A 26957-nucleotide genomic window follows, 5' to 3' on the forward strand; every position below is an offset into this window, starting at 1 on the left:
ATGACGGACGCGAGATCACACCTCACGAGCCCCGGGTGCGGCTCCGCCCTCGGCGGCGCCAGCGGGCGACGCTCCCTGACCGTCCTGCTGACCGCCCTCGCGCCGGTCTCCTGGGGCAGCACCTACGCCGTCACCACCGAGTTCCTGCCGGCCGACCGTCCCCTGTTCACCGGGCTGATGCGCGCCCTGCCCGCCGGGCTGGTGCTGCTCGCGCTGGCCCGGGTGCTGCCGCGCGGCGCCTGGTGGGGGAAGGCGGTGGTCCTGGGGGCGCTGAACATCGGCGCGTTCTTCCCCCTCCTCTTCCTTTCCGCGTACCGGCTCCCGGGCGGGATGGCGGCGGTGGTCGGCTCGGTCGGGCCGCTGTTCGTGGCCGGGCTCGCCGTGCTGCTGCTGGGGGAGCAACCGACCGTGCGCACTCTCCTCACCGGGATCGCCGCCGCGCTCGGAGTCAGCCTGGTGGTGCTCCAGGCGGCCGGAGCGCTGGACCTCCTGGGGGTCCTCGCGGCGCTCGCCTCGACGGCGTCGATGTCGACCGGGACGGTGCTGACCAAGCGGTGGGGGCGGCCCCACAGTGTCGGCCCGCTGGCGCTGACCGCCTGGCAGCTCACGGCCGGCGGGTTGCTGATCGCGCCGCTCGCCCTGCTGATCGAAGGAGCGCCGCCCGCGCTCGACGGCCGGGCGGTCGGCGGCTACCTGTATCTGGCCCTGGTGAACACGGCGGTCGCGTACTGGCTCTGGTTCCGCGGCATCGGCCGGCTGACCGCCACCCAGGTCACCTTCCTCGGCCCGCTCTCGCCGCTCAGCGCGGCCGTCATCGGCTGGGCGGCCCTGGGGCAGTCGCTGGCGCCGCTTCAACTCCTCGGCATGGCGCTGGCGTTCACCGCGACGGTGGCGGGACAGCGTACGGCGCGGGGCGTCACCGGTCCACCGGCCGTCACGGCCGCGCCTCTCCCCGCCACCGGTGCCGCCGCATCTCTCCCCTCCGGGGCCGCCGGGCCCGCCGCGCCCGTCCCCACCGACGCGGCCACCCTTCCGCCGATGGGCACCGCCTCACCTCCCTCCGGCACCGCATCTCCGACAGCCTCCGTCGCCGGACACTGACCCATGGCGGGCAACCCTTCAGTTCTGCTGAAAGGAATGGTCGAAAAGATTCGATGGACGTGATGGTTGTGCCACTGGAACGGTGATCGGGTCCCCCGACCCACCACTGAAAGGCAAGGGATGTCCGTGGCAGTCCTGGACCGGACGCGTACGCACCGCGTGGCCATCGCGACGACGAAGAAGGGCGCCGCCGGTCTCGGTATCGCGCTCGCCGCCGTCGCCACGGTCGTCTGGTCCGGCAGCTTCGTGGCGTCCCGGGCCCTGCACGACAGCGTGCCACCCGTCCAACAGGCGTTCTGGCGCTGGGTCGTCGCGCTGGCGGCCGTCGCCCCCTTCGCGGTACGCGGGGCCTGGCGGCAGCGCGCGGTGCTGCGGCGCCACGTCCGGTACCTCCTCCTTGCCTCGCTGCTCGGCGTCACCGTCTACAACACCCTCGTCAACCAGGCGGGTCTGTCCACCTTCGCCGGCAACATGGGCATGATCATGGCCGCCGCGCCCGTCCTGATGGCGGTTCTGGAGCGGCTGGGCGGCACCCGTCTCGGGGTGCGGCGGGTGACGGGGATGGGGATCGCCTGCGCCGGGGTGCTGCTCCTGGTCCGCGCCGGATCCGGAGCGTCCGGCTTCGCGCCCGGGGACCTCTGGATGATCGCGGCGGCGGCGAGCTTCGCTTCGTACAGCGCCCTGTTGCGTCGCCGCCCCGCAGAACTCGGCGGCTCCGCCTTCCTGTTGGCCACCTTCACCCTCGGTACGGTGATGCTGCTCCCGGCCTACGCGGTGAGCGTCACGGTCCAGGGCGGGTTCGCCCCGGCGCCCGCCACGGCCGGCCCGCTCCTGTACGTCGGTGTCTTCTCCTCCGCGCTCGCCTTCTTCTGCTGGAACAGGGCCGTCTCCCTGGTCGGAGCGGCTCGGGCGGGCGGTGTCTACCACCTCCAGCCGGTGTGCGTGGCGGCGCTGTCGTACGTCCTCCTGGGCGAGTCCGTGAGCGGGACCCAGGTCGTCTGCATGGCGCTGATCCTCGGCGGGGTCCTGCTCGGTACGGCCGTCCGGATTCCGTGGGGGCGCCCCGCCGGCGGCCTGCGCACACCTGCCGGTGGATAGGTTGCCGCCATGGCCGAGTACGACAGGTGGGACATCAAGAAGCTGCAGATCCTGCGGACGCTGCGGGAGCGCGGCACCGTCACCGCGACGGCCGAGGCGCTCCTGCTGACTCCCTCGGCCGTGTCGCAGCAACTGACCAACCTCGCCCGGCAGCTCGGCGTGACGCTGCTGGAGGCGCAGGGGCGGCGGGTGCGGCTGACGGGCGCGGCCGAGCTGGTCCTGCGGCACGCGGAAGCGGTGTTCGAGCAACTGGAGCGGGCGGACGCCGAGTTGGCCGCCTTCGTGCAGGGGGAGGCCGGTGAGGTGCGGGTCGGTGCCTTTTCCACCGCCGTGCCCGCCCTGGTCGTCCCCGCCGTGCGGGCGCTGCGGACGGCGCGTCCCGGGATCTCGGTGCAGGTGCGGGAGGCCGAGGCGGCGGAGGCATACGAACTGCTCGGCGCGGGCTCGGTGGACCTGGCCCTGTCGCTGGCCGCGCAGGCCCCGACGGCGGCGGACCCCCGCTTCAGCCGGGTGCCGCTGCTCGCCGAGCCGCTCGACCTCGCGCTGCCGCGGGACCACGCGCTGGCCCGCGCCCGGCACGTGCGGCTGGCCGACTGCGCCGCCGAGTCCTGGATCTTCGGCGGGAGCGGCCCCTGGTCGGACATCACGCGGGGCGCCTGCGAGAGCGCCGGGTTTAGCCCCCACCAGGGCCATTCGGCGGCCGGCTGGACGGCGATCCTGGCCATGGTGGAAGCGGGCATGGGGGTCGCTCTCGTACCGAGGATGGCGTCCGCGCGGCGGGACGGCGTCGTGATGCGCCGCCTCGACACGGACCGTCCGCACCGGCACGTGGTCGCGGCGGTGCGGCGCGGGGCGGAGGAGGCGCCCGCGGTCGCCCGGGTCCTCGACGCCCTGCGCGAGGCGGCCGCGCGGCTCGACGCCTAGGACCGTCCCCGCGGTCCCGACCGGCCCGGGGTCTCCGTGCCGCCGACGTGACGCGACGGCCGGTTCGCCCCCCCCCGGCGGAGTCGCCCCGAGGTCTCCGGGTGCTCGACGCGAGGTGGCCCCGCGCCGCCTGCCCCCAGGGCGACTCGGTGGCCTCGCGCGGCCTCCCCCCAGGGCGACCCGGTGGTCCCGACGGGCCCGCGGACTCCGGGCCGCCGGGATGACGGGGGTGCGCGGATCGACCCCGTGGGGTCATTTCGAGGGTCCTGCCCGGCCCGGGGTCTCCGTGCCGCCGACGTGACGCGGGCGTGCGGCTCGCTCCCCCCGCGAGGTCGCCCCGAGGGTCCCGCCGTGCCCGCGGGGCTCCCCCCCCGGCGGGGGCGCCCCGAGGTCTCCGGGTGCTCGACGCGAGGCGGCCCCGCGCCGCCTGCCCCCAGGGCGACCCGATGGCCCCGCGCCGCCTGCCCCCCCAGGGTGACCCGGTGGCCCCGCGCCGCCTGCCCCCCAGGGTGACCCGGTGGCCCCGCGCGGCCTGCCCCCCGGGGGGGCGACCCTTTGGTCCCGCCCGGCCGACTGCCGGGCCCGCCGCACCCGTTCACCCCGACTTCCCGTGCGTACAACCCTTCGTCCACCCGAGGGGTCGTAGATCACCGAAGCCGGTACCCGCATCGGTTCCACAGACAGGGAGCATCACTGTGCGCGCACGTACTCTGGCCGCTGCCACGGCTGCCGTCCTGGCCGTCGCCGGGCTCGGCGCCCCGGCCGCCTCCGCGGCGCCGTCCGCCCTCGCGGACGACTTCAACGGCGACGGCTACCGCGACCTGGCCATCGGCACGCCCAAGGCGAGCGGCGGCACGGTCACCGTCCTCTTCGGCTCGGCGTCCGGCGTCAGCCCTGCGCGTTCGGTGTCCCTCACGCAGGACTCCCCGGGCGTCCCGGGGACCTCGGAGTCCGAGGACAAGTTCGGTGAGAACGTCACCAGCGGCGACGTCGACGGTGACGGCTACGCCGACCTGATCGTCGGCGCGCCCTTCGAGCAGGTCGCGGGCAAGCCGCGTGGCTCGGTCACCATCATGTGGGGCGGGGCGAGGCCGTTCACGTCCGGCGGCATGGCACTCACCGCCCCGACCGCCGACGCCGACTTCTTCGGCGAGAGCACCTCCTTCGCCGACCTCGACGGCGACGGCACCGGCAACCTGGTCGTCGTCGGCGGCGGCAGCTTCTGGTGGTACGCCGACGGGAAGCCCTCCCAGGACGGCGCGCTGGCGCCGGAGGTCGATTTCCTGCCCGACGACGTGCAGCTGGACGGTGTCGTCGCCGGTCACTTCTCCGGCACCGACGGCAGCGACTACGTGCTGCACGGCCGGAAGAACGGCGCCAACGGCGCCGTCGGCAGCTACGTCGGCCTCCTGCGCGGCGGCCCCGGGGACATCGGCTCCGACTACTCGGTGCTGGCCGAGGGGTACGCCGAGGGCGGCGCCACCTGGGCGTCCGCCGTCGCGGGCGGAGACATCAACGGCGACGGGTACGACGACCTGGTCACCGGCAACACGGCGGCGGGCCAAGGCGGTTCGTTCACCGTGCGGTACGGCAGGGCGGACGGCCTCCCCGCCACCGGCCGGACCTGGACCCAGGCGAGCGCGGGCGTCCCCGGCACCGACGAGGCGTTCGACGACTTCGGCGCGGCGGTGGCGGTGGGCGACGCGACCGGCGACGGCCGCGCGGACGTCGCGGTCGGTGCCCCGTACGAGGACGTGGACGGCCACCGCAACGTCGGCGACATCGTCCTGCTGAAGGGCGGTTCCGGGGGCCTCACCACGAGTGGCGCCCAGTCCTTCCACCAGGCCACCTCGGGTGTGCCGGGTGCCGCCGAAGCGGGCGACCACTTCGGCTCCTCGCTGCGGCTGCGGGACATCAACGGCAACGGCAGGGCGGACCTGGCCGTCGGGGCATTCGGCGAGGACGTCCTGCCGAACGGGTACGACGACGGCGCGGCCTGGGTCCTGCGCGGCACGACCACCGGCCTGACGAGCAGCTACGCGACCGCCTTCAACGCGACCGACTTCGGCTACCCGGTCGTCGACGGACGCAGGTTCGCGGACACCTTCGGCCGCTGACCCGGCACCCCTGCCGGACCACCGACCCGGCACCCCCGCCGGACCACCGACCCGGCACCCCTGCCCAGACCGGACACCCGGAGAAGCACCGCCGGATGTACACGAGAGAAGACGGAGCCCGGACAACGATGCGCAACAGGATCCTTTCCGCCACGGCGATCTGCGCGGCGACCCTGCTGGTCCCGCCCATCCCCTTCGCCGCCGCCGCGGGCCCGGCCGCGACCCCCGCACCCCGGGGGGACTTCAACGGCGACGGCTACCCGGACCTGGCGGTGGGCGTGCCCTCCGCGCAGGTGGGAAGCACGGCGAAGGCCGGATACGTGCAGGTCCTGTGGGGCGGCCCCGGCGGCGCGGGCCGGCACGGGTCCGTGCGGATCAGCCAGGCGACGGCCGGGGTGCCGGGCACCCCCGAGGCGGGCGACCTCTTCGGCTCCGCGGTCACCGCCGCGGACGCCGACGGCGACCGCTTCGCGGACCTGGTCGTGGGTGCCTCCAGCGAGTCCCTGTCCACCGATCCGCAGGCCGAACACGGCACCGTCACCGTACTGCGGGGCTCGGCCGCCGGGTTCGCCGACGGCTACACGGTCGCGCGGGGCGACGGCCCGTTCTCCCGGATCGGCTCGGTGCTCGCCGCCGGCGACGTCACCGGCGACGGCCGTACGGACCTCGCCCTCGGCCGGAGCGGGGAGGAGCACAGCGGCGTGGTCCTGCGTCCGGGCCCGCTCACCGCCGCCGCCCCGGACACCCTGACCGGGGAGGTCGTCGGGGCGGACTTCGGCCGCCAGCCCAGCCTCGCCACCGGTGACTTCGACGGGGACGGCGACGACGACCTGGCGCTCTCGGTCTCCGCCACGGAGACCCGCTTCACCCGGGTCTACCGCTGGCGGGACGGCGCCCCGGTGCCGTGGTGGAGCACCACGGCCTCCGCCGTGTCCCTCGCCGCGGGCGACTTCGACGGGGACGGCACCGACGACCTGGCGCTCGGCGCCTGCTACCCGAACTACGAGGACGACAGACCGGCCTGCGCGGACTACACCACGGGCAGGGCCGAGACGTTCACCGGCGGGCTGGTCCACATCGCGTACGGATCGGCGTCCGGCGGCTTCGGCACCCGCACCCAGGACCTCCACCAGGACACTCCGGGCGTGGCCGGCACCGCCGAGACCGAGGACCGTCTGGGCACCGCTCTCGCCGCCGCCGACGTCGACGGAGACGGCTACGCGGACCTGGCGGTCGGCGACCCGTACGAGGCGGTCGGCGCGCGTCCCGAGGCGGGTTCGGTGCTCCTCGTGCAGGGCACCGGCACCGGCCTGCTGTCGGCCTCCGGCACGGCCACCAGCCGCGCCTTCAGCCAGAGCACGGCGGGCGTCCCGGGCACCGCGGAACAGGGTGACCGGTTCGGCGCCGCGGTCGTGCTCCAGGACCACGACGCCGACGGCCACGTGGATTTCGCGACGGGCGCGCCCGGCGAGAACGCGGCCTCGGGAGGCGTCTGGCTGCTCCCCGGAACCCCGCAGGGACCCACGGCGACGGGCTCCCGGGCCCTGACGCCGAGGAGCCTGGGCCTGCCGACCGGTGCGCTGGAGTACGGGCGGGTACTGGGACTCGGCTGAGCCGTCGGCGGCCCGGCGCGGGCCGGATCGCTCGGCGACGCCCCGCGGACGAGCGGAACGAGAGGGGGCGCCCGGCACTCGCCGGACGCCCCCTCTCACGTACGAGGGATCACGAAGCCGCCGCGTCCGCCGCCTGGGCCTTCAGGGCCCGCTCGACGCCGGAACGGGACTCCGAGACGAGCCGCCGCAGGGCCGCGTTCGGCTCCGCGGAGGCCAGCCACGCGTCCGTCTTGGCCAGGGTGTCCTCGCTCACCTGCACGGACGGGTACAGGCCCACCGCGATCTGCTGGGCCATCTCGTGCGAGCGGGAGTCCCAGACGTCCTTGACCACGGCGAAGAACCGGTCCGTGTACGGGGCCAGCAGCTCCCGCTGGCCGGTCTGCACGAAGCCGCCGATCACCGCTTCCTGCACGGCGTTCGGGAGCTTGTCGGACTCCACGACCGAGGCCCAGGCCTCCGCCTTCGCCTCCTCGGTGGGCCGCGCCGCACGGGCGGTCGCCGCGTGCCGCTCGCCGGCCGCCGTCCGGTCGCGCTCGTACTCCGCGGCGATCTCCGCCTCGTCGAAGCGGCCGACTGCGGCCAGTCGCTCCACGAACGCCCAGCGCAGCTCGGTGTCCACGGCCAGGCCCTCGATGGCCTCCCGGCCGTCGAGCAGGGCCTCCAGGAGATCCAGCTGCTCCGGCGTGCGGGCGGTCGCCGCGAAGGCGCGCGCCCAGGCCAGCTGGTGGTCGCTGCCCGGCTGCGCGGTGCGCAGGTGGGCGAGGGTCGCCTCCGTCCAGCGGGCCAGCAGCGTCTCGCGGGCCGTCGGGTCCGCGTACAGCTCGATCGCCAGCTTCACCTGGCGGTGCAGCGACTGCACCACGCCGATGTCGGACTCCTTGCCGACGCCGGCGAGGACGAGGGAGAGGTAGTCGCGGGTCGCGAGCTCGGCGTCCCGGGTCATGTCCCACGCCGACGCCCAGCACAGGGCGCGCGGCAGCGACGACTCGAAGTCGCCGAGGTGCTCGGTCACGAACGCCAGCGACTGCTCGTCCAGACGCACCTTCGCGTACGACAGGTCGTCGTCGTTGAGCAGGATCACCGCGGGGCGGCGCTTGCCCACGAGCTGCGGTACGGCGGTCAGTTCGCCGTCGACGTCGAGCTCGATCCGCTCACCGCGCACCAGCTTGCCGCTCGCCTCGTCGAGGTCGTACAGGCCGATGGCGATGCGGTGCGGACGCAGCGTCGGCTCGCCCTGGGCGCCGGCGGGCAGCGCGGGGGCCTCCTGACGGATGGCGAAGGAGGTGACGACACCGTCCGCGTCGGTCTCGATCTGCGGCCGCAGGACGTTGATGCCGGCCGTCTGGAGCCACTTCTTCGACCAGGTCTGCAGGTCGCGGCCGCTGGTCTCCTCCAGCTTGCCCAGCAGGTCCGACAGCCGGGTGTTCCCGAACGCGTGGGCCTTGAAGTAGGCCTGCACCCCGCGGAAGAACTCGTCCATGCCGACGTACGCGACGAGCTGCTTGAGGACGGAGGCGCCCTTGGCGTAGGTGATGCCGTCGAAGTTGACCAGGACGTCGTCCAGGTCGCGGATCTCGGCCATGATCGGGTGCGTGGACGGCAGCTGGTCCTGGCGGTACGCCCACGTCTTCATGGAGTTGGCGAACGTCGTCCACGAGTGCGGCCAGCGCGAGTCGGGGTGGTACGCCTGGCAGGCGATCGACGTGTAGGTGGCGAACGACTCGTTCAGCCACAGGTCGTTCCACCACTCCATGGTCACGAGGTCGCCGAACCACATGTGGGCCAGCTCGTGCAGGATCGTCTCGCCCCGCACCTCGTACGCGGCGTCGGTCACCTTGGACCGGAACACGTACTGGTCGCGGATGGTGACGGCGCCCGCGTTCTCCATCGCGCCCGCGTTGAACTCCGGCACGAAGAGCTGGTCGTACTTCTTGAACGGGTACGCGTAGTCGAACTTCTCCTGGAACCACTCGAAGCCCTGCCGGGTGACCTCGAAGATGGCGTCCGAGTCGAGGAACTCCGCGAGCGAGGGGCGGCAGTAGATGCCGAGCGGCACCGACTGCCCGTCCTTCTCGTACACGCTGTGGACGCTGTGGTACGGCCCGACGACGAGCGCGGTGATGTACGACGAGATCCGCGGCGTCGGCTCGAAGGTCCAGACGTCGTCGACGGGCTCGGGCGTCGGGGAGTTGGAGATGACGGTCCAGCCCGCCGGTGCCTTCACGGTGAACTGGAAAGTGGCCTTGAGGTCGGGCTGCTCGAACGAGGCGAAGACCCGGCGGGCGTCCGGCACCTCGAACTGGGTGTAGAGGTAGACCTGCTGGTCGACGGGGTCGACGAACCGGTGCAGTCCCTCACCGGTGTTGGTGTACTCGCAGTCGGCCACGACCCGCAGGACGTTGCGTCCCTCCAGCAGGCCGGGCAGCGCGATCCGCGAGTCGCGGAAGACCTCGGAGGGGTCCAGCTGGTCGCCGTTGAGGATCACCTCGTGGACGGCCGGGGCCACCAGGTCGATGAAGGACTCCACGCCGGTCTCGGCGGAGTCGAAGCGCACCGTGGTCACGGACCGGTAGGTGCCGCCCCCATCCTGCGCGCCGGAGAGGTCGAGATCGATCTCGTACGAGTCAACGCTGAGCAGCTTCGCCCGCTGCTGTGCCTCTTCGCGGGTCAGGTTTGTGCCAGGCACGCGGTCATCTCCTCGTTATGTGTGGGTTGCGTCATCCTTCCACGGGAACTGTGCCGAACGCGATGTCCGTTTCCCGCCGGTGGGAGGGCCGGGCGGGGGCGAGTCTGGAGGCATGACGACCCACACCGCGCGACCCGTCGAGCCGACGGTCCTCAAGGAACTCCGTGACCGGGACGACGCGGGGCGGCCCCTCGCGCCGTTCACCGACGAGGAGGGCGGAGCGCCGCTGCGGTGCTGCCTGCGCCGCAGCGCGCCGGGGGAGCGGATCGCCCTCGTCTCGTACGCGCCGCTGCGGCGCTGGGCCGCCGGGACGGGGGCCCGGCCCGGGGCGTACGACGAACAGGGGCCGGTCTTCATCCACGCGGAGGAGTGCGCGGGCCCCGACGGGGAGCGGTGGCCGCTCGCCCGCCCCGGTGCCCTGCGGGTCCTGCGCCGGTACTCCGCCGAGGGGCACATCCTGGGCGGGAGCCTGCTGGAGGTGCCGCGGGAGGCCGGGGCGGCCCTCGACGCGGCGCTCGCCGAGGCCTTCGCCGACCCGGCGGTCGCCCTGGTCCACGTCCGGGCCGTGGAGTACGGCTGCTTCCTCTACGAGGTACGGCGGCCGTAGGCCGGTCCCGCGCGACGATCCGCCCGGCCTGCGGCGCCGCGGACGCCGCTCCCCGCACGCCGGAGGGGTCCGGGATCCTCGCCGAGGACCCCGGACCCCTCCGGTCGGACGTCAGCCCTTCAGCTCGGCCGCGACCAGCTCGGCGATCTGGATCGCGTTGAGTGCCGCGCCCTTGCGCAGGTTGTCGCCCGAGACGAAGAGGGCGAGCCCGTGGTCGACCGTCTCGTCCTCGCGGATGCGGCCGACGTACGACGCGTCCTGGCCGGCGGCCTCCAGCGGCGTCGGGATGTCCGAGAGGACGACCCCCGGGGCGCCGGCGAGCAGCTCGGTGGCGCGCTCCGCGGACAGCGGACGCGCGAAGCGGGCGTTGACCTGCAGGGAGTGGCCGGAGAAGACGGGCACGCGCACGCAGGTGCCGGAGACCTTCAGCCCGGGGATCTCGAGGATCTTGCGGGACTCGTTGCGGAGCTTCTGCTCCTCGTCGGTCTCGTTCAGGCCGTCGTCGACGATGCTGCCCGCGAGGGGGAGCACGTTGAAGGCGATGGGGCGCTTGTAGACCTGCGGCTCGGGGAAGTCGACGGCCGCGCCGTCGTGGGTCAGCTTGTCGGCGTCGGCGACGACCTTCTGCGCCTGGCCGTGCAGCTCCGCCACGCCCGCGAGGCCCGAACCGGACACCGCCTGGTAGGTCGCGACGACCAGCGCCGCCAGGCCGGCCTCCTCGTGCAGCGGCTTCAGCACCGGCATGGCGGCCATCGTCGTGCAGTTCGGGTTGGCGATGATGCCCTTGGGGCGGTCGGTGATCGCGTGCGGGTTCACCTCGGAGACGACCAGCGGGACCTCGGGGTCCTTGCGCCAGGCCGAGGAGTTGTCGATCACGACGGCGCCCTGCGAGGCGACCTTCTCCGCCAGCGCCTTCGACGTCGTCCCGCCCGCCGAGAAGAGGACGATGTCCAGGCCGGTGTAGTCGGCCGTGGAGGCGTCCTCCACGGTCACGGCGGTGCCCTTGAAGTCGATCGTCGAACCCGCCGACCGTGCCGAGGCGAACAGGCGCAGCGTCTCGACCGGGAAGTCCCGCTCGACGAGGATCCTGCGCATGACCGTGCCGACCTGACCGGTGGCTCCGACGATTCCTACCTTCACGGCGACTCCTAGCGTGCTTTTCCTGCGTACGGACGACAGGTCCCAGTGAACCCATCATGCGTCTCACCAGGCCCCGTGTGTCCAATCCTTTGCCCGAGGAATGGGACGGCCCGTGTGACGTACCCCTCGCCCGGCGCACGGGTGACGCGCCGCCCGGCGAACGTTTCGGCCCCTCGCGGCGTCGTAGAGGAAACGCGGCGAGGGGAGGGGTGACTGTGCTGCGCAGGAAGACCCGCCGCGTCCAGGGGGTGGAGGACCCTCTGGACGCGGCTCAGGAGCGCCGGGTGCGTGCGGTGCTCGCGCTCGGCGGGGTGCCGCAGGCGGACCTGCCGGACGGGGTGCAGCAGGTCCGGCTGCGGTTGCTGGAGCGCGCCGCCAAGGGGGACGAGGCGCCCCGTGACGTGTCCGCCTGGGCCGCCGTCGTCGCCTCCAACCTGGCGATGGACTGGCACCGGGCCAAACGCCGCCAGGAGCGCCTGGGGGAGCGCCTCGCGGCGCTGCGCCAGCCGGAGCACCCCTCCGGGGAGGAGTCCAGCGTGCTCTCGCTCGCCGTCGCCCGGGGCCTGGACGAGCTGCCGGACGCCCAGCGCCAGGTCCTGGTCCTGCGCTTCTACGCCGATCTGCCGGTGCGCGGGATAGCCGAGGAGCTCGGCATCCCGGAGGGCACGGTCAAGAGCAGGCTGCACACGGCGGTGCGCGCACTGCGCGTCCGTCTGCACGAGGACGAGGTGGTGTGACGTGGCCGAGTACGAGGGCGAGCCGGCCGGTGCGGCCGAGGACGCGCTGCTGGCCGCGATCATGGACGAGCCGCTGCCCGGGGAGGCACGCGACGACCCGGGTCTCGTGGCGGAGCACCGCGCCGCGGTGGCGGACGTGGCGGTGCTGAGGGAGCAGCTTGCGGTGATCGGCGAGGCGCTTGCCGGGCGGGCGGAGCCGGCCCCGGTGCGCAGGTCCGCGCGGCGCACCCGCCGTCCGGGGCGGGCGCCCGGCGGTCGCGCCCGCCGCCCGTTGGCCACGGCCCTGGGCGCTGTGGCCGCGACCGCCGCGGTCGGCCTGGTGGCCGGCTTGGGCCTGCTCGTGGTGCAGGGCGGGGCGGGCGCGGGTGACACGGCCAAGTCGGACAGCGCGCAGGCCGACAGCAAGGGTGGAGGCGACGCCTCGGCGTACTCGCCCGAGATGCACATCGCCTGCTCGCGGGTCCTCGTGGAGGGAACCGTGGTGAGCATCACGCCGCGCGAGGACGGGGACGTCCGGGTGGTGCTGAAGGTGAAGCACTACTACCGGCCGCAGGAGTCGGTGCGGGACCGGCCGACGATCACCGTCACCCTGGACGGCGCCGCGCGCGAGGACCTCGAACCCGGCGTCCACACGCTCGTCCGCGTCCCGGTGTCCCCGCGGGGCCGGCAGGACTGGGAGGTCGGCTGGGGGGTCGGCGACGCGCGCAAGGGCATCCTGGAGGCGCTGCCCGGCGCCGAGGGACTCACCTGCCGGGGTCCGGAGCAGGGCGGGGACTGAGGGCACACGCACACGAAGGGGCGGGCGCCCGTACGGACGCCCGCCCCTCCTGCCGTGGTACCGCGGTTACGGCGTGACCTTCTCGATCTTCACGCTGCCGAGACCCGCGACCGTGCCGCGGGCGTTCACCAGCTGGACCTGGCCGAAGAACTCGCGGCCCTCGGGCGCCGGGGCGGCGGCGGTGACCGAGGCGGACACCGTGGCGGAGTCGCCCGTGCCGAGCTTGACCGGCGCGGACCCGTCGACCGTGACCTCGCCGAGCGAGGACGAGAAGAACACGTCCTGGTAGTCGTACGCCGTGGAGCCCGACGGGACCGCGTAGCCCACGACCTCGATGGTGTACGTCCCGGCGGCCGGGGAGGGCACGGAGACGGCCTCCTCCGAGTCGCCGTCCGCGGACGATCCGACCGTGTTGCCGGCGGCGTCGTACACCGTCAGGTCCAGGTCGGCGGCGGTGTCGGAGACCTTGCCGATGGCGACGTCGAGCGACTTGGCGCCCGCGGGCACCTCGACCGTGGTGGTCTGCGTCGCGCCTTGGGCGATGGTCGGCCGGGCCGACTTCGAGGAGCCGAGCGGGCCGCCCTTGAGCGTGCCGTCGAGGGCCGCGAACTTGTTCGTCACCTTCCAGGAGGCGGCGGCCGGGGTGCCGACCTTGGCCTCGGGGACCGTGACGACGGCCGGGTCGAAGGCCGCGCCGAACACGGCGACGTTCAGCTTGTACGGGTTGTCGAGCAGCGGCGACGTGCGGCGCGACTCGACCTCGATCTCCCAGACGCCGGCCTGCGGGTCCGCGTACGCGCGCACGTCGGGCTTGCAGCCGTTGCCGTCGAGGTAGTTGTTGTAGCAGTACGGCGTCGAGGTGTTGTCGACCGGAACGCCGTAGGGGTGGATGGAGATGAAGCGGGTCTGGCTCTTGTCCTTCAGACCGCTCATCGCGACCTCGAGGGACTTGGCGCCCTCGGGAACGGTCACGAAGTACGACGTGCTGCTGTTGCGCTGGACCGAACCCGACGCGGAGTACGTGAACTTGACCGGGGCGGCGACGACCACGGTCGACAGGACCTGCTTGTCGATGCCCTCGGTACGCGGGTCGTCGACCTCCAGGATCGCGCTCTTGATGCCGGCCGAGGACGGCTTGGCGGCGATCTTGACGGTGACCGGCTTGTTCAGCGGCAGCGAGACCTCGTCGGAGCTCGCGATGCGGAAGGTGCCGCCCGCGTTGTTCTCCAGGTGCAGCTCGTGGCGGACCGCGCGGTCCGGACCGGAGGTGCGGGTGAGGGTCACGTCGTACGTCTTGGACTGGCCGGCCTTGAGGCCGCCCTCACGGTCGTACAGACCCGTGCCGAAGCCCGGCGTCTTCAGGGCGTAGTCGATCGCGGTGTCGACCGGCGCCTTGACCGTGTAGGTGTGCGCGGTGGCGTCGTCCTTGATGGACTCCCACGCGTCCCCGATGTTGATGAGGCCGGCACCCTCCTCGTACGCCTGCACACCCTTGATGTGGTCGGCGGTGGAGTTCAGGGCGGTCCGCAGCGTGGCCGGGGTGAGGTCGATGCCCTTCTGCTTCGCGGCGCTCAGCAGCAGCGCCGAGGCGCCCGCGGCCTGCGGGGACGCCATCGAGGTGCCCTGGAGCATCGAGTAGCCGGCGGGCAGCGTGTAGCCGGCCTCGGCGACCGGGCTGCCGGGCAGCCAGGTCTGGGTGGTGTTGATCGACGCGCCGGGCGCGCTGATCGTCGGCGTGAAGCCGCCGTCCTCACGCGGACCGCGCGAGGAGAACGGCATCATCGCGTACGACTTCTCCACCTGGGAGCCGTAGTTGGCGGCCCAGGTCCGCTTGGAGATGGTCGCGCCGACCGAGATGACCTTGTCGGCCAGGCCGGGGTCGCCGATGGTGTTGGCACCGGGGCCGGAGTTGCCCGCGGAGATCACCAGCTGGACGCCGTAGGTGTCGATGAGACGCGTGTAGAGCTCGGCGCGCGCGTTGTTGCCGTCGTTGAGCGCCGGCAGACCGCCGATCGACATGTTCACGATGTCGACGCCGCGGTTGGCCACGAGGTCGATCATGCCCTCGGTGAGCGCGACGTTGGTGCAGCCGCCGGTCCAGGTGCAGGCACGCGAGGAGACGATCTTCGCGCCGGGCGCGGCACCGTTCATCTTGCCGCCGAACAGGCCGTTCGCGGAGGTGATGCCCGCGACGTGCGTGCCGTGCTCGGACTCGATGATGCCGATGTTGACGAAGTCGGCCTTCTTGCCGACCCAGTCGCCGCCGTACGGGTCGGTCGGCACGTCCTTGCGGATCTGGACGACGAACGGCTGCCGCTCGGCGACGTCGGTCGCCGGGTTGTCGGTGCCGAAGTAGCCGACCTGGAAGCCGTCCTTGTAGGGCTTCATCGGCTCGTCGTCGGTGAAGTCCTGGTTGTTGTTCAGGTCGACGCGGACGGTGCCCGCCGCGGCGTCGTAGAGGATGCCCCAGGCGTCGGTGGTGTCGCCGTCGCGGTTCGCGTCGCCGTTGGCGTCGCCGCCGACGGAGGCGGACTCGCGGAAGAGGTTGACCTGGTAGGCGCCCGCCGGGGCCTTCCAGGAGGCGCCGCCGTAGGTGAAGACGGGGCCGGTGACCGGGTTGGTCATCCGGCGCCAGGTGGCGTCGGCGTCGGTGATCGGGTCGGTCGCGGTGACCCAGTCGACGATCTTGCGCTCACCGGTGGTCGTCTTCTGCAGCGCGGGGTGGCCCAGGTCGACGCCGGAGTCGAGGATGCCGATGGTGATGCCCCGGCCGTCCGCCTTCGGGTGGTCCTGCACGAAGTCGACGGCGCCCGTCTCGAAGGACGGGTTGTACGGGTTCTCGGCGGGCGTGCTCTTGGAGGGGGCGGGGTAGGCCGTGGTGGCGGTGGCCCGCTCCTTGGCGCCCTTGGCCGTGTCGGCGCTCGGGGTCGGGTCGTCGAGCGCGATCTCCTGGCGCAGGTCGATGCCGTGCACCGAGCCGAGCTTCGCGGCGGCGGCGATGGCCGCGTCGGCCTTGGCCGTCGGGACCGTCGCGCGGACGTAGCCGAGCTTGTCGTAGGTGCGGCCGACGGAGCCGCCCTTCACCGCGTCCAGCTGCCCGGCGACCTGCTCGGTCTGCCCGGGGGCGGTGGCGATCATCATGGTGACGTTCTTGGCACCCTCGGCCTTGGCCTCCGTGAGGAGGTCGGCGTCGGCCGAACCGAGCTTGGCGCTCGCGGACTTGGTGCCCGGGTCCGGCGTGGCGGGTGCGTGGTCCGCGGAGAAGGCCATGGGTATCGGCCCGGCCGCGGAGAGCGCGGCCACCAGGCCGGCGGCCACGGCCACGCGGGCCACGCGTCTCGCGCCCGATATCGGAGCGCGCTGAGGTTCGGGGGTCATCAGCATCCCTTGTAGGTAAAGGAACGAGCGTGGAGCGATCGGGCCCGGGATGAATCGGGCCGATCGCGTCAGTCCGGTATGTGAACCCGGGAGACCGCTCAGCTTTACCCAAGGGGCAGTTGTTTGGGGAGAGTTGACCGGGGCGGGATGAAGGCATGGCGTACTTCCGCCATACGCCACGAGGGGCAAAGCGGTACGGGAGGGTACGTACCGGCCCGCTCGTGCCCGCCGCGTGCGGGTTTCAGCTCTCCTTCGTGCGCGCGTAGTGGCGGGACGCCTTCGCGCGGTTACCGCACGCCGCCATCGAGCACCAGCGGCGGGTGCCGTTCCGCGAGGTGTCGAAGAAGTGCAGGATGCAGGCCTCGTGGGCGCAGCCGCGGATGCGGTCGGGGGCCGCGCTGAGCAGCTCCAGGTAGTCGCGCGCGGCGAGCCAGGCCGGACCCCAGGCCGGGTCCGCGAACTCGGCGCTCTCTCCCGGCCCCCGCGGGGTCAGGGTCACCCGGACCCGTCCGTGCGCGAGTACCGCGTCGATCCGCTCCGCCCCGTCGTCCAGGGAGCCGTCGACGGCGGTGCGCAGGGCGTCGCGGGTGTGCAGGACGTGCCGCAGGACGGCGTCGTCGGCCGGGAAGTCCAGCCCGTTCGCCCGCAGCCACACCGCCAGGCCGCCGGTGTCCGTCAGCAGGTCCCGCACCGCGCCCTCGTGCATCCAGCGGGTGTTGAGCAGGTCGAGCGAGAGGGGCTCGCCGGTGAGCGGGCGCGGGTCGGGTGCGGGGGGCGGGGTGGTCGCCGGCGGCCGGGGGGACATGGGGGGCTCCCTTCACTGCTAACCGGTCAAGAGTACGTGACCGGTTGCGCCTCGACATTCTAACCTCTAACCTTCCATTCAAGGGTTAGCCCCCGCTGCGGGGGCCCCATCGGCAGAAGGGGACTGTCATGACACCGCGCACCGGCCACATCGGCCTCGGCGTCACCGACCTCGACCGCTCGCTCGGCTTCTACCGGGACGTTCTCGGCTTCGGCCTGATCGGCGAGGGCAAGGACGACGACCGCAGGTACGCGTTCCTGGGCGAGGGCGGCACTCCGGTGCTCACCCTCTGGCAGCAGGCCGAGGGCGCGTACGACGGCGACCGTGCCGGCCTGCACCACCTGGCGTTCGAGGCGGAATCGGTCGAGCGGGTCAGGGAGTACGAGGCGGCGCTGCGGGCCTACGGCGCGGAGTTCGCGTACGAGGGCGTGGTCGCCCACCGGGAGGGCTCGGCCTCCGGCGGCATCTTCTTCCACGACCCCGACGGGATTCGCCTGGAAATCTTCGCGCCGCACGGTGCCGATGAGGCCCCGGTGCCTTCGACATCGGCTCCGACCTGCGGTTTCTTCTAGGAAAGGGGGCGCCGTGACCTATCACCCCGGCTCGCGCGCCGTCCAGGAGCGGGTCGGCGTGCGCGACCTCGCCGACCATGTGGGGCAGTCCGTCGGGCAGGGCATCCGGCCCGTGGCCGCCGCGTTCCTGGAACGGCAGCCGATGCTGGTCGTCGGCGCCGCCGACCCGGAGAGCGGCGGCGTGTGGGCCTCGCTGCTCACCGGGCCGCCCGGTTTCGTCCGGGCCACCGGGCCCCGCCGGATGTCCGTCGCCGGCGGGGTCCGGCCGGGCGACCCGCTCGCCGCGGCGCTCTCCGCGGAGAGCACGGCCGTGGGCACCCTCGCCCTCGACCCGCGCACCCGCCGCCGGATGCGGCTCAACGGCCGGGCGCGCCCGACATCGCGCGGCCTCGCCGTGGAGGCCGACCAGGTGTTCGCCAACTGCCCCAAGTACCTGCAGCACCGGGAACTCCGCGGGACGGCCGACCCGGTCCCGCGCGAGGTCCGGCGCGGGCGCGAACTCAGCCCCGCACAGAGCGAGTTCATCGCCGCCGCCGACACCTTCTTCCTCGCAAGTGTGCACGCGCACGGCGCGGACGTGAGCCACCGGGGCGGCAACCCCGGCTTCGTGCGCGCCGACTCGCCGACCGAGCTGAGCTGGCGCGACTATCCGGGCAACTCCATGTTCCTCACCCTCGGCAACCTGGAGTCGGACCCGCGGGCCGGACTGCTCTTCCTGGACTGGTCGTCGGGCACGCTGCTCCAGCTCACCGGCACCGCCCGTACCGACTACGGACCCGCCGGGGAGCGCACCGTACGCCTCACCGTCACCGGCGTCGTGGAGACCGCGGGGGGCAGTCCCCTGCGCTGGTCGCCGCCCGGCTACTCACCGGCCAACCCCGCCCTGCCCTAACGTCGTTGCATGCATGAGGTGTTGCGGGTGGCGGCCTACGCCGTGTGCGTACGGGACGGGATGATGCTGCTGGCCCGGTGGGTCGCCGGGGACGGCGGCAGGCGGTGGACTCTGCCGGGCGGCGGCATGGACCACGGCGAGGACCCCTACGACACCGTCGTCCGCGAGGCCGAGGAAGAGACCGGCTACACCGTGGAGCCGGTCGCCCTCCTCGGCGTCGACTCCAGCCGGCGCCCGCACGCGCGCCGGCTCGGCAGGACCGCCGACTTCCACGCGCTGCGCATCGTCTACGAGGCCCGCGTCACCGGCGGCGAACTCCGCCACGAGACGGACGGCTCCACGGACATGGCGGCCTGGCACCCGCTGGACGCGGTGCCCGACCTGGACCGCGTCGGACTGGTCGACATCGGCCTCGCGCTGTGGCGCGACCGTCCGGCCACCGGGCGCGCCGCGGACGCCGGCGGGTAGGACGCCTACCCCGGCAGATGAACACGGAGTGACCGCCCTCCGGCCGTCCGGAGAGAGCTCCGTGGCCGCCCGGGGCAGCCCAAGATCCACGTACGGAGATCGGCGCTGCGCGTTGCCGTCCAGTTAACGCGCAGGTCATTCCCGGTGCCAACGATCCAGTGTGAGCGGGGATTTCGAGAGACGGGACCCCGCGACCACTGCCGACGCGTTCGTACTCGGGGAGATCGCGCCATGTCGCGCATACGCTCTGTCGCCACAGCCGCCGCCTCCACCACCGCATCCCTCGACCGCCGTGCCCTGCTCGCCGCCGCCGGAGCGGTCTCCCTCTCCGCGGGCGTCGGCTACGCGCTGCGGCCCGGATCCGCGGCACACGCCGCCGCCGGCCAGGCACCGGCCGCCGCGGCCCAGGCGCCCGTCGCCGTGTCCCGCCGGGCGCCCGCCGCGCCCCTGGCGCCCTACACCCGCGGCACCACGCTCGGCTCCGTCGCGGCGCCCCGCGGCGGCTCCGGCTACCGGCGGCTCGGCGACGGCCCCGCCTGGCCGCGGGCCGTCCGCGGCGAACTGGCCGCACCCCGGCCGGGCCGTGCCGGCCGACGCACCGCCCTCGCCGCCTTCGTGCAGTTCACCGACCTGCACCTGGTCGACGTCCAGCACCCGCTGCGCTACGAGTACCTGCGCGCCCAGACCGCCAGCGCCTGGCGTCCGCAGGAGGCCCTGTCGGTGGCCGGCGCGGTCTCCCTCGTCGAACGGGTCAACGCGCTGCGCGGAGCCCCCGTCACCGGCTCCCCGCTCCACTTCGTGATGACCACCGGCGACAACACCGACAACAACTCCAAAACGGAACTGGACTGGTTCCTGACGGTGATGAGCGGGGGTCGCGTCACCCCCAACTCCGGCGACCCGCGCCACTACGAGGGCGTCCAGAACAGCGACCTCAAGCTGTACTGGCAGCCCGGCACCACGCTGCGCGACACCGACAAACAGCGCGGCTTCCCGCACCTCCCGGGCTTCCTCGACGCGGCCGTCCGCGAGCTGCGCAGCCCCGGCCTCGGCCTGCCCTGGTACTCCACCGTCGGCAACCACGACGCGCTGCCCGGCGGCTGCTACGCGCCCGGCGACTCCTTCTTCGCCGACTTCGCCGTCGGCGGCAGGAAGCTGATGACCCTCGACGAGGCGGCGGGCGCGGCCTTGTGGAGGAACGTCAGGAAGGGCGGCGACCCCAAGGGCGTCGACTTCCGGGCGATGCTCAAGTCCCAGGCCCGGCACATGCGTTCGGTCACCCCGGACGAGGCGCGCGCCCCCTTCACCCCGGCCGAGTACGTCCGGGCGCACCTCGACCCCGCCCGCACCGGACCGGGCCCGGTCGGCCACGGCTACTCGCAGGCCAACCTCGACGCGGGCACGCAGTACTACGCCTTCCGCATCGCCGACGACCTGCTCGGCATCAGCCTCGACTCGACCGACCCCGGGGGCCACTACGAGGGCTCGGTCGGCACCGCCCAGCTCCGCTGGCTGGAGCGCACGCTCCGCGACAACAAGGACGCGTACGTCATCGTCTTCAGCCACCACACCAGCAGGACGATGCGCAATCTGCGCGCCGACCCCGCCCACCCCGGCGAGCGGCGCCACGGCGGCGACGAACTGCTCGCCCTCCTCGGCCGGCACCGCAACGTGCTGGCCTGGGTCAACGGCCACAGCCACAAGAACGCCATCACCCCGCACCCCGCACCCGACGGTGGATCCCTCTGGGAGATCTCCACCGCCTCGCACGTCGACTTCCCCCAACTCGCCCGGGTCATCGAGGTGGTGGACAACCAGGACGGCACCCTCTCCCTGTTCACCACGCTCGTCGAGTCCGCGGCCCCGCACCGCACGGATTACGCCGACCTCACCCAGACGGGCCTGGCGGCGCTCTACCGCGAACTGTCCTTCAACGCCCCGGGCGCGCGCACCGACCTGACGGGAACGGCGGGCGACCGCAACACCGAACTCCTGCTCAAGAAGGGCTGAATCCGGCTCAACGCCCCGAGCGCGGGCAACTTCCACCCCACCGGCCGGGTCCCTCCCCCCGCACACGGTTCACGTGATCAGGGACGATGGGGGAACACATGTCAGTGCGTACGGGACTGGTGGGAGCGACCGCGGTGGCGGTGGCCGTCACCCTGGCGGGGCCCGCGACGGCGGCACCCGCAGGACGCGACCACACCCCGACCCGGCAGGCCATGGCGGCGGCCGTGCGGGACGGCGTCCCGGGTGTCACCGCCCGGGCCGAGGACGGGCACGGCACCTGGAAGGCGGCCTCCGGGACCGGCGACCTGAGGACGGGCGAACCCCGCGGCGCCCGGGACCGCTATCGCGTCGGCAGCATCACCAAGACCTTCGTCTCGACGGTCCTGCTGCAGCTGGAGGCGGAGGGCCGGCTGTCGCTGGACGACACCGTCGAGCAGTGGCTCCCGGGCGTGGTGCGGGGCCACGGCCACGACGGCAGCCGCATCACCCTGCGCCGGCTCCTCAACCACACCAGCGGCGTCTACAACGTCACGGAGGACGAGGACTTCGCCCGCACCTACTTCCTGAAGGACGGCTTCCTCCGGCACCGCTTCGACACCACGACACCCCGGCAGCTCGTCGCCGTCGCCATGGCCCACGCTCCCGACTTCGCGCCGGGCACGTCCTGGCACTACTCCAACACCAACTACGTCCTGGCCGGCATGGTGATCCAGGCGGCCACCGGCCGCTCGTACGCGACCGAGATCCGCGCCCGCATCATCGAGCCGCTCGGACTGCGCGCCACCCTCGTGCCCGGCACCCGCCCCGACGTGCCCGGCCCCAGCAGCCGCGCCTACGGCAAGCTCGCCGGGACCACGACCGGACCGACCTACGACGTCACCGAACTCAACCCCTCGCTCGCCTCCTCGGCGGGCGAGATGATCGCCGACTCCCGCGACCTGAACCGCTTCTACTCGGCACTGCTGCGCGGCCGACTGCTCCCGCGCAAGCAGCTCACCGAGATGAAGACCACCGTCCGGGTGGACGACATCCCCGGCGCGGGCTACGGGCTCGGACTCATCGACCGCGAGCTGAGCTGCGGCGTTCACGTCTGGGGCCACGGCGGCGGCATCCACGGCTCGACCTCGGAGGCCGTCACCACGGCGGACGGCCGCCACTCCCTCGCCTTCAACTTCAACGGCGACTGGTCGGGGGACGCGGACGCGGTGATCGAGGCGGAGTACTGCGGCGACTAGGGGATTCGCGCAACCCCGGCCCCGCGCCGGGGCCGCACACGGAGGGGCCGCCGGACGCCCGGCGGCCCCTCCGCTCCCCTCCTGGTGTCCCCGGTCCGTCACTACCGGGGAAGCACCACGACGTACGCCGCCGGATCGCGGTCGCTCGACGCCATCAGCGCGGTGCGCACCACCGCGGCCTGCTGCTCCCTCGCGTCCCGCAGCTTCCGCGGGGTGATGTGGACGACCGTGATGCCCAGCCGCTCCAGGTGTTCGCGCTTGCGGGCGTACTCGGACCACTGCTCGTCGTCGTCCTGCCGCCGGCCCTGGCGGGGCGCGCGGGTGTCCAGCTCCACCGCCACCGCCTGCTCGGGCCAGTACGCGTCGAGCCCTCCGAGGTGGGGACCGCCCGGCAGCCGCAGGTCCACGTTCCACACCGGGTCGGGCAGGCCGTGCTCGGCGACCATGCGGTAGAGGCGCTCCTCGGCGATCGAACGGCCTTCCGCCAGCAGGGAGTCCACCGCGTCCACCACGTGCGGCCGGCTCAGCAGCCGCGCCTGCGTCAGTTCCCGCACCACCGCCGCCGGCTCGCAGTGGCCGCCGCGCACCGCCTCCGTGAGCAGCCGGCGCACCACCCCCGCGTCCACCAGGTCCGCCACGGCGTCGGCGACGGCACGCGGCACCGGGGCGACCGGGACACCCGTGACGTGCGCGGGGACCGGCATCGCGGCGGTGCGCACGATCCGCGCGCAGCCCGTCGAACGCAGCCGCCGCAGCCGCGGGACCAGCACGTCGATCCGGTCCAGCGACGGCAGCGGGGGTGCGCAGGCGAAGCCGTGCAGGGTGAGGGCGGCGAGGCCGGTGATCACCGCGTCCTGGTAGGCCGGGCGGTGCGGCTCGTCCGCGCTGGGCTGGACCGGGACACCGGGGGCCGTCTCGCGCAGCGGGGAGCGGGCCGCGTACAGCAGGATCGCGTGCAGCCGCTCCTCGCTGGTGGGCGGACCCGGGTGGAGGAGGTGGACGCCGGGGAGGATCTGCTGCCACGGACCGCCGGGACGGCACTGCTCGTTGACCTCGGCGGCGGTCACACCGTGCGCACGCAGCTGCGTGGTGGTCAGCACGCGCCGCTGCACCTCGGACAGATGACGGAGGGGGCGGGGGGAGAGCGGGGTGTTGTGCGTCATGCCCCGGAGCTTCCCGCCCGTGATCGGTTCCCTAACCGCTGTTACACGCCTGTCGGCGAATCCGGACAAGCCCGTCCTAAAGTACGGGCGTTCGACTGCCGAAAGCGGCAGGTCCCGACGGGGGGCCATCAGGGTTACGGCCGTGCATACCTGAATTTAGTAACCACCCCTCCGAGCGAGCGGGAGGACACCGGCGCGCGCCGGCCTCCTCCCGCGGAGCCCGGGCGGGTCAGCCGGCCGCCGCGTCGCACGCCTGGGCGCGCAGGGAGCGGGCGAGGTCGTCCCGCGCCTCCAGGACCAGGCGGCGCAGCGCGGGCGGCGCCCCCTCGTGCGCGGACAGCCACGCGTCCGTCGCGTCCAGCGTCGCGGGCGAGTCCTGCAGGGCCGGGAACAGGCCCCGGACCACGTCCATCCCGATCTGGATGGACCGCTCCGCCCAGATGCGCTCGATCACCTCGAAGTACTTCGCCGCGTACGGCGCGACCAGCTCCCGCTGGGACGGCCGGCCGAAGCCCGCGATCGTCGCCTCCACCAGCGCGTTCGACAGCGCGTCGGACTCGACCACGGACGCCCAGGCCTGTGCCTTGACCGCAGCCGAGGGGCGGGCGGCCAGGCAGCGGACCTGATGCCGCTTGCCGGAGGCGGTGTCGTCCCGGGCCAGTTCGGCCGCCAGCACCGGCTCGTCGGCCTCCCCGGCCGCGGCGAGCGGCTCCAGGAACGCCCACCGCAGCTCCTGGTCGACGTCCAGGCCGTCGATCTTGGCCGTACCCTCCAGCAGCCCCCGGAGCAGCTGCAGATCGGACGCCCCGGACGCGACGCGGGCGAAGAACCGCGCCCAGGTCAGCTGTTCCTGGCTGCCCGGCGCGGCGAGCCGCAGTTCCTTGAGGGCACCGTCCGCGAGCAGCCGGCCGCCCTCGGCCCGCCATCCGGGCGCCGTGTAGTGGGTGAGCGCCGAGTTCGCCCAGGCGTGCAGCATCTGCAGGACGCCGATGTCGGACTCGCGTCCCGCGAACCGCAGCACCAGGCCGATGAAGTCCCGGGCCGGCATGAGCCCGTCACGGGTGAGGTTCCACAGCGCCGACCAGCACAGGGCGCGGGCGAGCGGGTCGGAGATGTCCCCCAGCCGCTCGCGCAGCGTCGCCAGCGAGTTCTCGTCGAAGCGGATCTTGCAGTACGTGAGGTCGTCGTCGTTGACCAGGACCAGGTCCGGCGCCTGGGCGCCGACCAGTTCACCGACCACCGTGCGCGGGCCCTCGACGTCCGCCTCGGCGCGCGCGTACCGCTCCAGGGCGCCCCCGGGCGAGCGCTTGTAGAGGCCCACCGCCACCCGGTGGGGCCGGATCTCGGGATGCGACTCGGGGGCCTCCTGGACGATCGCCAGCTCGGTGATCCGCCCTTCCGCGCTCAGGATCACCTGCGGGGTGAGGGAGTTGACACCGGCGGTCTGCAGCCAGGACCGCGACCAGGCGGTGAGGTCGCGCCCGCTGGTCTCCTCCAGCGCCGACAGCAGGTCGCCGAGGCGGGTGTTGCCGTAGGCGTGCCGCTTGAAGTAGCGGCGGGCGCCCTCCAGGAACGCGTCCCGGCCGACGTAGGCCACCAACTGCTTCAGGACGGAGGCGCCCTTGGCGTACGTGATGCCGTCGAAGTTGAGCTTCGCGTCCTCCAGGTCACGGATGTCGGCCGTGACCGGATGCGTGGACGGCAGCTGGTCGGCGCGGTACGCCCAGGCCTTGCGGTTGTTGGCGAAGGTGATCCAGCCGTCGGTGAAGCGGGTCGCCTCGACCATCGAGAAGGTGCCCATGAAGTCGGCGAAGGACTCCTTGAGCCACAGGTCGTCCCACCACTGCATGGTGACCAGGTCGCCGAACCACATGTGCGCCATCTCGTGCAGGACGACGTTGGCGCGCCGCTCGTACGACGCCTGGGTCACCTTGCCGCGGAAGATGAACTCCTCCCGGAAGGTGACCAGTCCGGGGTTCTCCATCGCGCCGAGGTTGTACTCGGGCACGAACGCCTGGTCGTACTTGCCGAAGGGGTACGGGTAGTCGAAGTGGTCGTGGAAGAAGTCCAGGCCCTGCTTGGTCACGAGGAAGACGTCGTCCGCGTCGAAGTGCGGGGCGAGTCCCTTGCGGCACATCGCGCCGAGCGGGATCTCCAGCGTCGTACCGTCGTCGAAAGTGCGGGAGTAGGTGTCCTGCACGTAGTGGTAGGGGCCCACGACGAACGCGGTGATGTACGTCGAGATCGGCTTGGTCTCGGCGAACCGCCATACACCGTCGGTCAGTTCGCCGACGCCGTTGCTCCACGCCACCCAGCCCTCGGGGGCGCGCACCTCGGCACGGAACGGTGCCTTGAGGTCCGGCTGCTCGAAGGTGGCGAAGACCCGGCGGGAGTCGGCGGGCTCGTACTGCGTGTAGAGGTAGACCTCGCCGTCCTCCGGGTCGACGAAGCGGTGCATGCCCTCGCCGGTGCGCGAGTAGGCGCACTGGGCGTCGACGACGAGTTCGTTCTCGGCGGCGAGGTCCTCCAGCCGGATCCGCGAACCGTCGAAGACGTCCGCGGGGTCGAGGTCCCGGCCGTTGAGCGAGACGGCGGTCACGCTCGGGGCGATCAGGTCGGCGAACGTCGCGGCGCCCGGCTCGGCGCAGCGGAACCGGACGGTGGTCACGGACCGGAACGTGCGCGGCTCGCTCCCGGCGTCGCCCACGGCGGACCGCAGGTCGAGGGACACCTCGTACCCGTCGACGGACAGCAGCGCGGCCCGCTCCCGGGCCTCGTCGCGGGACAGATTCTCACCGGGCACGGGCGGCACTCCTTCGTGGCGTGTTCGGTAGGCGTGAAACAGGACCGATCCTGCCACGTGCCCCTGACCGCGGGCACCCGGGAATGGGCGGGGCGCGCGTCGGTGTTCCCCACGGAAACCGACCTCACGAGGAGAACCATGTCCGAGAAGACCCCTGTCGACTTCTGGTTCGACCCGCTGTGCCCCTGGGCCTGGATGACCTCCCGCTGGGTGCTGGAAGTGGAGAAGATCCGGGACATCGAGGTCCGCTGGCACGTGATGAGCCTGGCCGTGCTGAACGAGCCGAAGCTGGACGAGCTTCCCGAGCAGTACCGCGAGCTGCTCACCACCAAGGCGTGGGCCCCGGTCCGCGTGGTGACCGCGGCCTGGCAGAAGCACGGCGACGACGTCCTCGGCCCGCTCTACACCGCGCTCGGCACCCGCTTCCACAACCAGGGCGAGGACGCGACCCGCGAGGCGATCGTGGCGGCCCTCGCCGACGTCGGTCTGCCCGCGGACCTGATCGACTACGCCGACCAGGAGGACTTCGAGTTCGACGCGGAGCTGCGCGCCTCCCACAAGGAGGGCATCGACAAGGTCGGGCAGGACGTCGGCACTCCGGTCATCGCCGTACCGGGCGCGGACGGCGAGCAGATCGCCTTCTTCGGCCCGGTGGTCACCCCGGCCCCCAAGGGCGAGGACGCGGGCAAGCTGTGGGACGGCACCCTGCTGGTCGCCTCGATACCGGGCTTCTACGAGATCAAGCGCACGCGCACCGCGGGCCCGGACTTCAGCAACCTGTGAGCCGCCGGGAGCGCGGAGGCCGGTGGTCCGGCGTCCCGCGATGACCG

The 26957-nt window shown here is 73.1% G+C and carries 20 protein-coding genes; 14 read left to right on the forward strand and 6 right to left on the reverse strand.

From position 1 onward, the window contains the following. The 5 genes from ACZ4NT_RS00560 (at position 1) to ACZ4NT_RS00580 (ending at position 6853) form a co-directional block, all read left to right on the forward strand. Entirely contained in the window at positions 1-1101 is a 1101-nt protein-coding gene (locus ACZ4NT_RS00560) for an EamA family transporter (protein WP_467722457.1), read from the forward strand. A 120-nt stretch (positions 1102-1221) separates the two neighbouring features. Next, positions 1222-2199 (forward strand): DMT family transporter, encoded by a 978-nt coding sequence (locus ACZ4NT_RS00565; RefSeq protein WP_467722458.1) that lies wholly within the window; start codon positions 1222-1224, stop codon positions 2197-2199. A gap of 9 nt (positions 2200-2208) precedes the next feature. Beyond that, entirely contained in the window at positions 2209-3123 is a 915-nt protein-coding gene (locus ACZ4NT_RS00570; RefSeq protein ID WP_121403038.1) for a LysR family transcriptional regulator, read from the forward strand. 695 nt (positions 3124-3818) lie between these two features. Beyond that, positions 3819-5240: an FG-GAP-like repeat-containing protein gene (locus ACZ4NT_RS00575; protein WP_467722459.1), complete on the forward strand. Its 1422-nt coding sequence runs from the start codon at positions 3819-3821 to the stop codon at positions 5238-5240. 128 nt (positions 5241-5368) lie between these two features. Next, complete coding sequence (locus ACZ4NT_RS00580; protein WP_467722460.1) at positions 5369-6853, forward strand: FG-GAP-like repeat-containing protein; 1485 nt, start codon at positions 5369-5371, stop codon at positions 6851-6853. Positions 6854-6962: 109 nt separating this feature from the next. Here ACZ4NT_RS00580 and pepN (ACZ4NT_RS00585) read toward each other — a convergent pair whose 3' ends face one another. Next, complete coding sequence (gene pepN, locus ACZ4NT_RS00585) at positions 6963-9539, reverse strand: aminopeptidase N (RefSeq protein WP_121403040.1); 2577 nt, start codon at positions 9537-9539, stop codon at positions 6963-6965. A 112-nt stretch (positions 9540-9651) separates the two neighbouring features. Between pepN (ACZ4NT_RS00585) and ACZ4NT_RS00590 the strand changes: the two genes are divergently transcribed. Further along, positions 9652-10146 (forward strand): DUF1203 domain-containing protein, encoded by a 495-nt coding sequence (locus ACZ4NT_RS00590; protein WP_467722462.1) that lies wholly within the window; start codon positions 9652-9654, stop codon positions 10144-10146. 111 nt (positions 10147-10257) lie between these two features. On the opposite strand, the gene ACZ4NT_RS00595 is transcribed toward ACZ4NT_RS00590, so the two are convergent. After that, entirely contained in the window at positions 10258-11286 is a 1029-nt protein-coding gene (locus tag ACZ4NT_RS00595) for an aspartate-semialdehyde dehydrogenase (RefSeq protein WP_467722464.1), read from the reverse strand. Between the two features lie 209 nt (positions 11287-11495). Between ACZ4NT_RS00595 and ACZ4NT_RS00600 the strand changes: the two genes are divergently transcribed. Together ACZ4NT_RS00600 and ACZ4NT_RS00605 are read left to right on the forward strand one after the other, a co-directional pair. Beyond that, positions 11496-12023, forward strand: coding sequence for a sigma-70 family RNA polymerase sigma factor (locus ACZ4NT_RS00600; protein ID WP_183116846.1), 528 nt, complete (start codon positions 11496-11498; stop codon positions 12021-12023). 1 nt (position 12024) lies between these two features. Then, positions 12025-12801, forward strand: coding sequence for a hypothetical protein (locus ACZ4NT_RS00605; RefSeq protein ID WP_121403044.1), 777 nt, complete (start codon positions 12025-12027; stop codon positions 12799-12801). A 66-nt stretch (positions 12802-12867) separates the two neighbouring features. On the opposite strand, the gene ACZ4NT_RS00610 is transcribed toward ACZ4NT_RS00605, so the two are convergent. Further along, the gene (locus ACZ4NT_RS00610; RefSeq protein WP_467722467.1) at positions 12868-16179 is read right to left on the reverse strand and encodes a S8 family serine peptidase; all 3312 of its coding nucleotides are present in this window, start codon (positions 16177-16179) and stop codon (positions 12868-12870) included. A gap of 241 nt (positions 16180-16420) precedes the next feature. Further along, complete coding sequence (locus ACZ4NT_RS00615; protein ID WP_121403046.1) at positions 16421-16984, reverse strand: CGNR zinc finger domain-containing protein; 564 nt, start codon at positions 16982-16984, stop codon at positions 16421-16423. 128 nt (positions 16985-17112) lie between these two features. Here ACZ4NT_RS00615 and ACZ4NT_RS00620 point away from each other — a divergent pair, with 128 nt between their 5' ends. The 5 genes from ACZ4NT_RS00620 to ACZ4NT_RS00640 all read left to right on the forward strand — a co-directional run bounded on the left by ACZ4NT_RS00620 (position 17113) and on the right by ACZ4NT_RS00640 (position 22161). Continuing rightward, positions 17113-17556 (forward strand): VOC family protein, encoded by a 444-nt coding sequence (locus tag ACZ4NT_RS00620; protein ID WP_467722469.1) that lies wholly within the window; start codon positions 17113-17115, stop codon positions 17554-17556. Between the two features lie 13 nt (positions 17557-17569). Beyond that, positions 17570-18448 (forward strand): pyridoxamine 5'-phosphate oxidase family protein, encoded by an 879-nt coding sequence (locus ACZ4NT_RS00625; RefSeq protein WP_467722471.1) that lies wholly within the window; start codon positions 17570-17572, stop codon positions 18446-18448. 9 nt (positions 18449-18457) lie between these two features. Continuing rightward, entirely contained in the window at positions 18458-18916 is a 459-nt protein-coding gene (locus ACZ4NT_RS00630) for an NUDIX hydrolase (protein WP_121403049.1), read from the forward strand. Positions 18917-19147: 231 nt separating this feature from the next. Continuing rightward, positions 19148-20926 carry a TIGR03767 family metallophosphoesterase gene (locus tag ACZ4NT_RS00635; protein ID WP_467722473.1) on the forward strand — a complete coding sequence of 593 codons (1779 nt, stop codon included), beginning with the start codon at positions 19148-19150 and terminating at the stop codon, positions 20924-20926. 98 nt (positions 20927-21024) lie between these two features. After that, positions 21025-22161, forward strand: a complete 1137-nt coding sequence (locus ACZ4NT_RS00640) for a serine hydrolase domain-containing protein (RefSeq protein WP_467722475.1) — start codon at positions 21025-21027, stop codon at positions 22159-22161. A 101-nt stretch (positions 22162-22262) separates the two neighbouring features. Here ACZ4NT_RS00640 and ACZ4NT_RS00645 read toward each other — a convergent pair whose 3' ends face one another. Further along, positions 22263-23324, reverse strand: coding sequence for a hypothetical protein (locus tag ACZ4NT_RS00645; protein WP_467722476.1), 1062 nt, complete (start codon positions 23322-23324; stop codon positions 22263-22265). A 229-nt stretch (positions 23325-23553) separates the two neighbouring features. After that, positions 23554-26127 carry an aminopeptidase N gene (gene pepN / locus ACZ4NT_RS00650; RefSeq protein ID WP_121403052.1) on the reverse strand — a complete coding sequence of 858 codons (2574 nt, stop codon included), beginning with the start codon at positions 26125-26127 and terminating at the stop codon, positions 23554-23556. 138 nt (positions 26128-26265) lie between these two features. On the opposite strand from pepN (ACZ4NT_RS00650), the gene ACZ4NT_RS00655 reads away from it, so the two are divergent. Next, a complete protein-coding gene (locus ACZ4NT_RS00655; protein ID WP_121403053.1) occupies positions 26266-26910 on the forward strand; it encodes a mycothiol-dependent nitroreductase Rv2466c family protein in 645 nt (214 codons plus the stop codon). Positions 26911-26957: the final 47 nt, after the last annotated feature.

It is taken from the genome of Streptomyces sp. NPDC026417 (assembly GCF_055567695.1).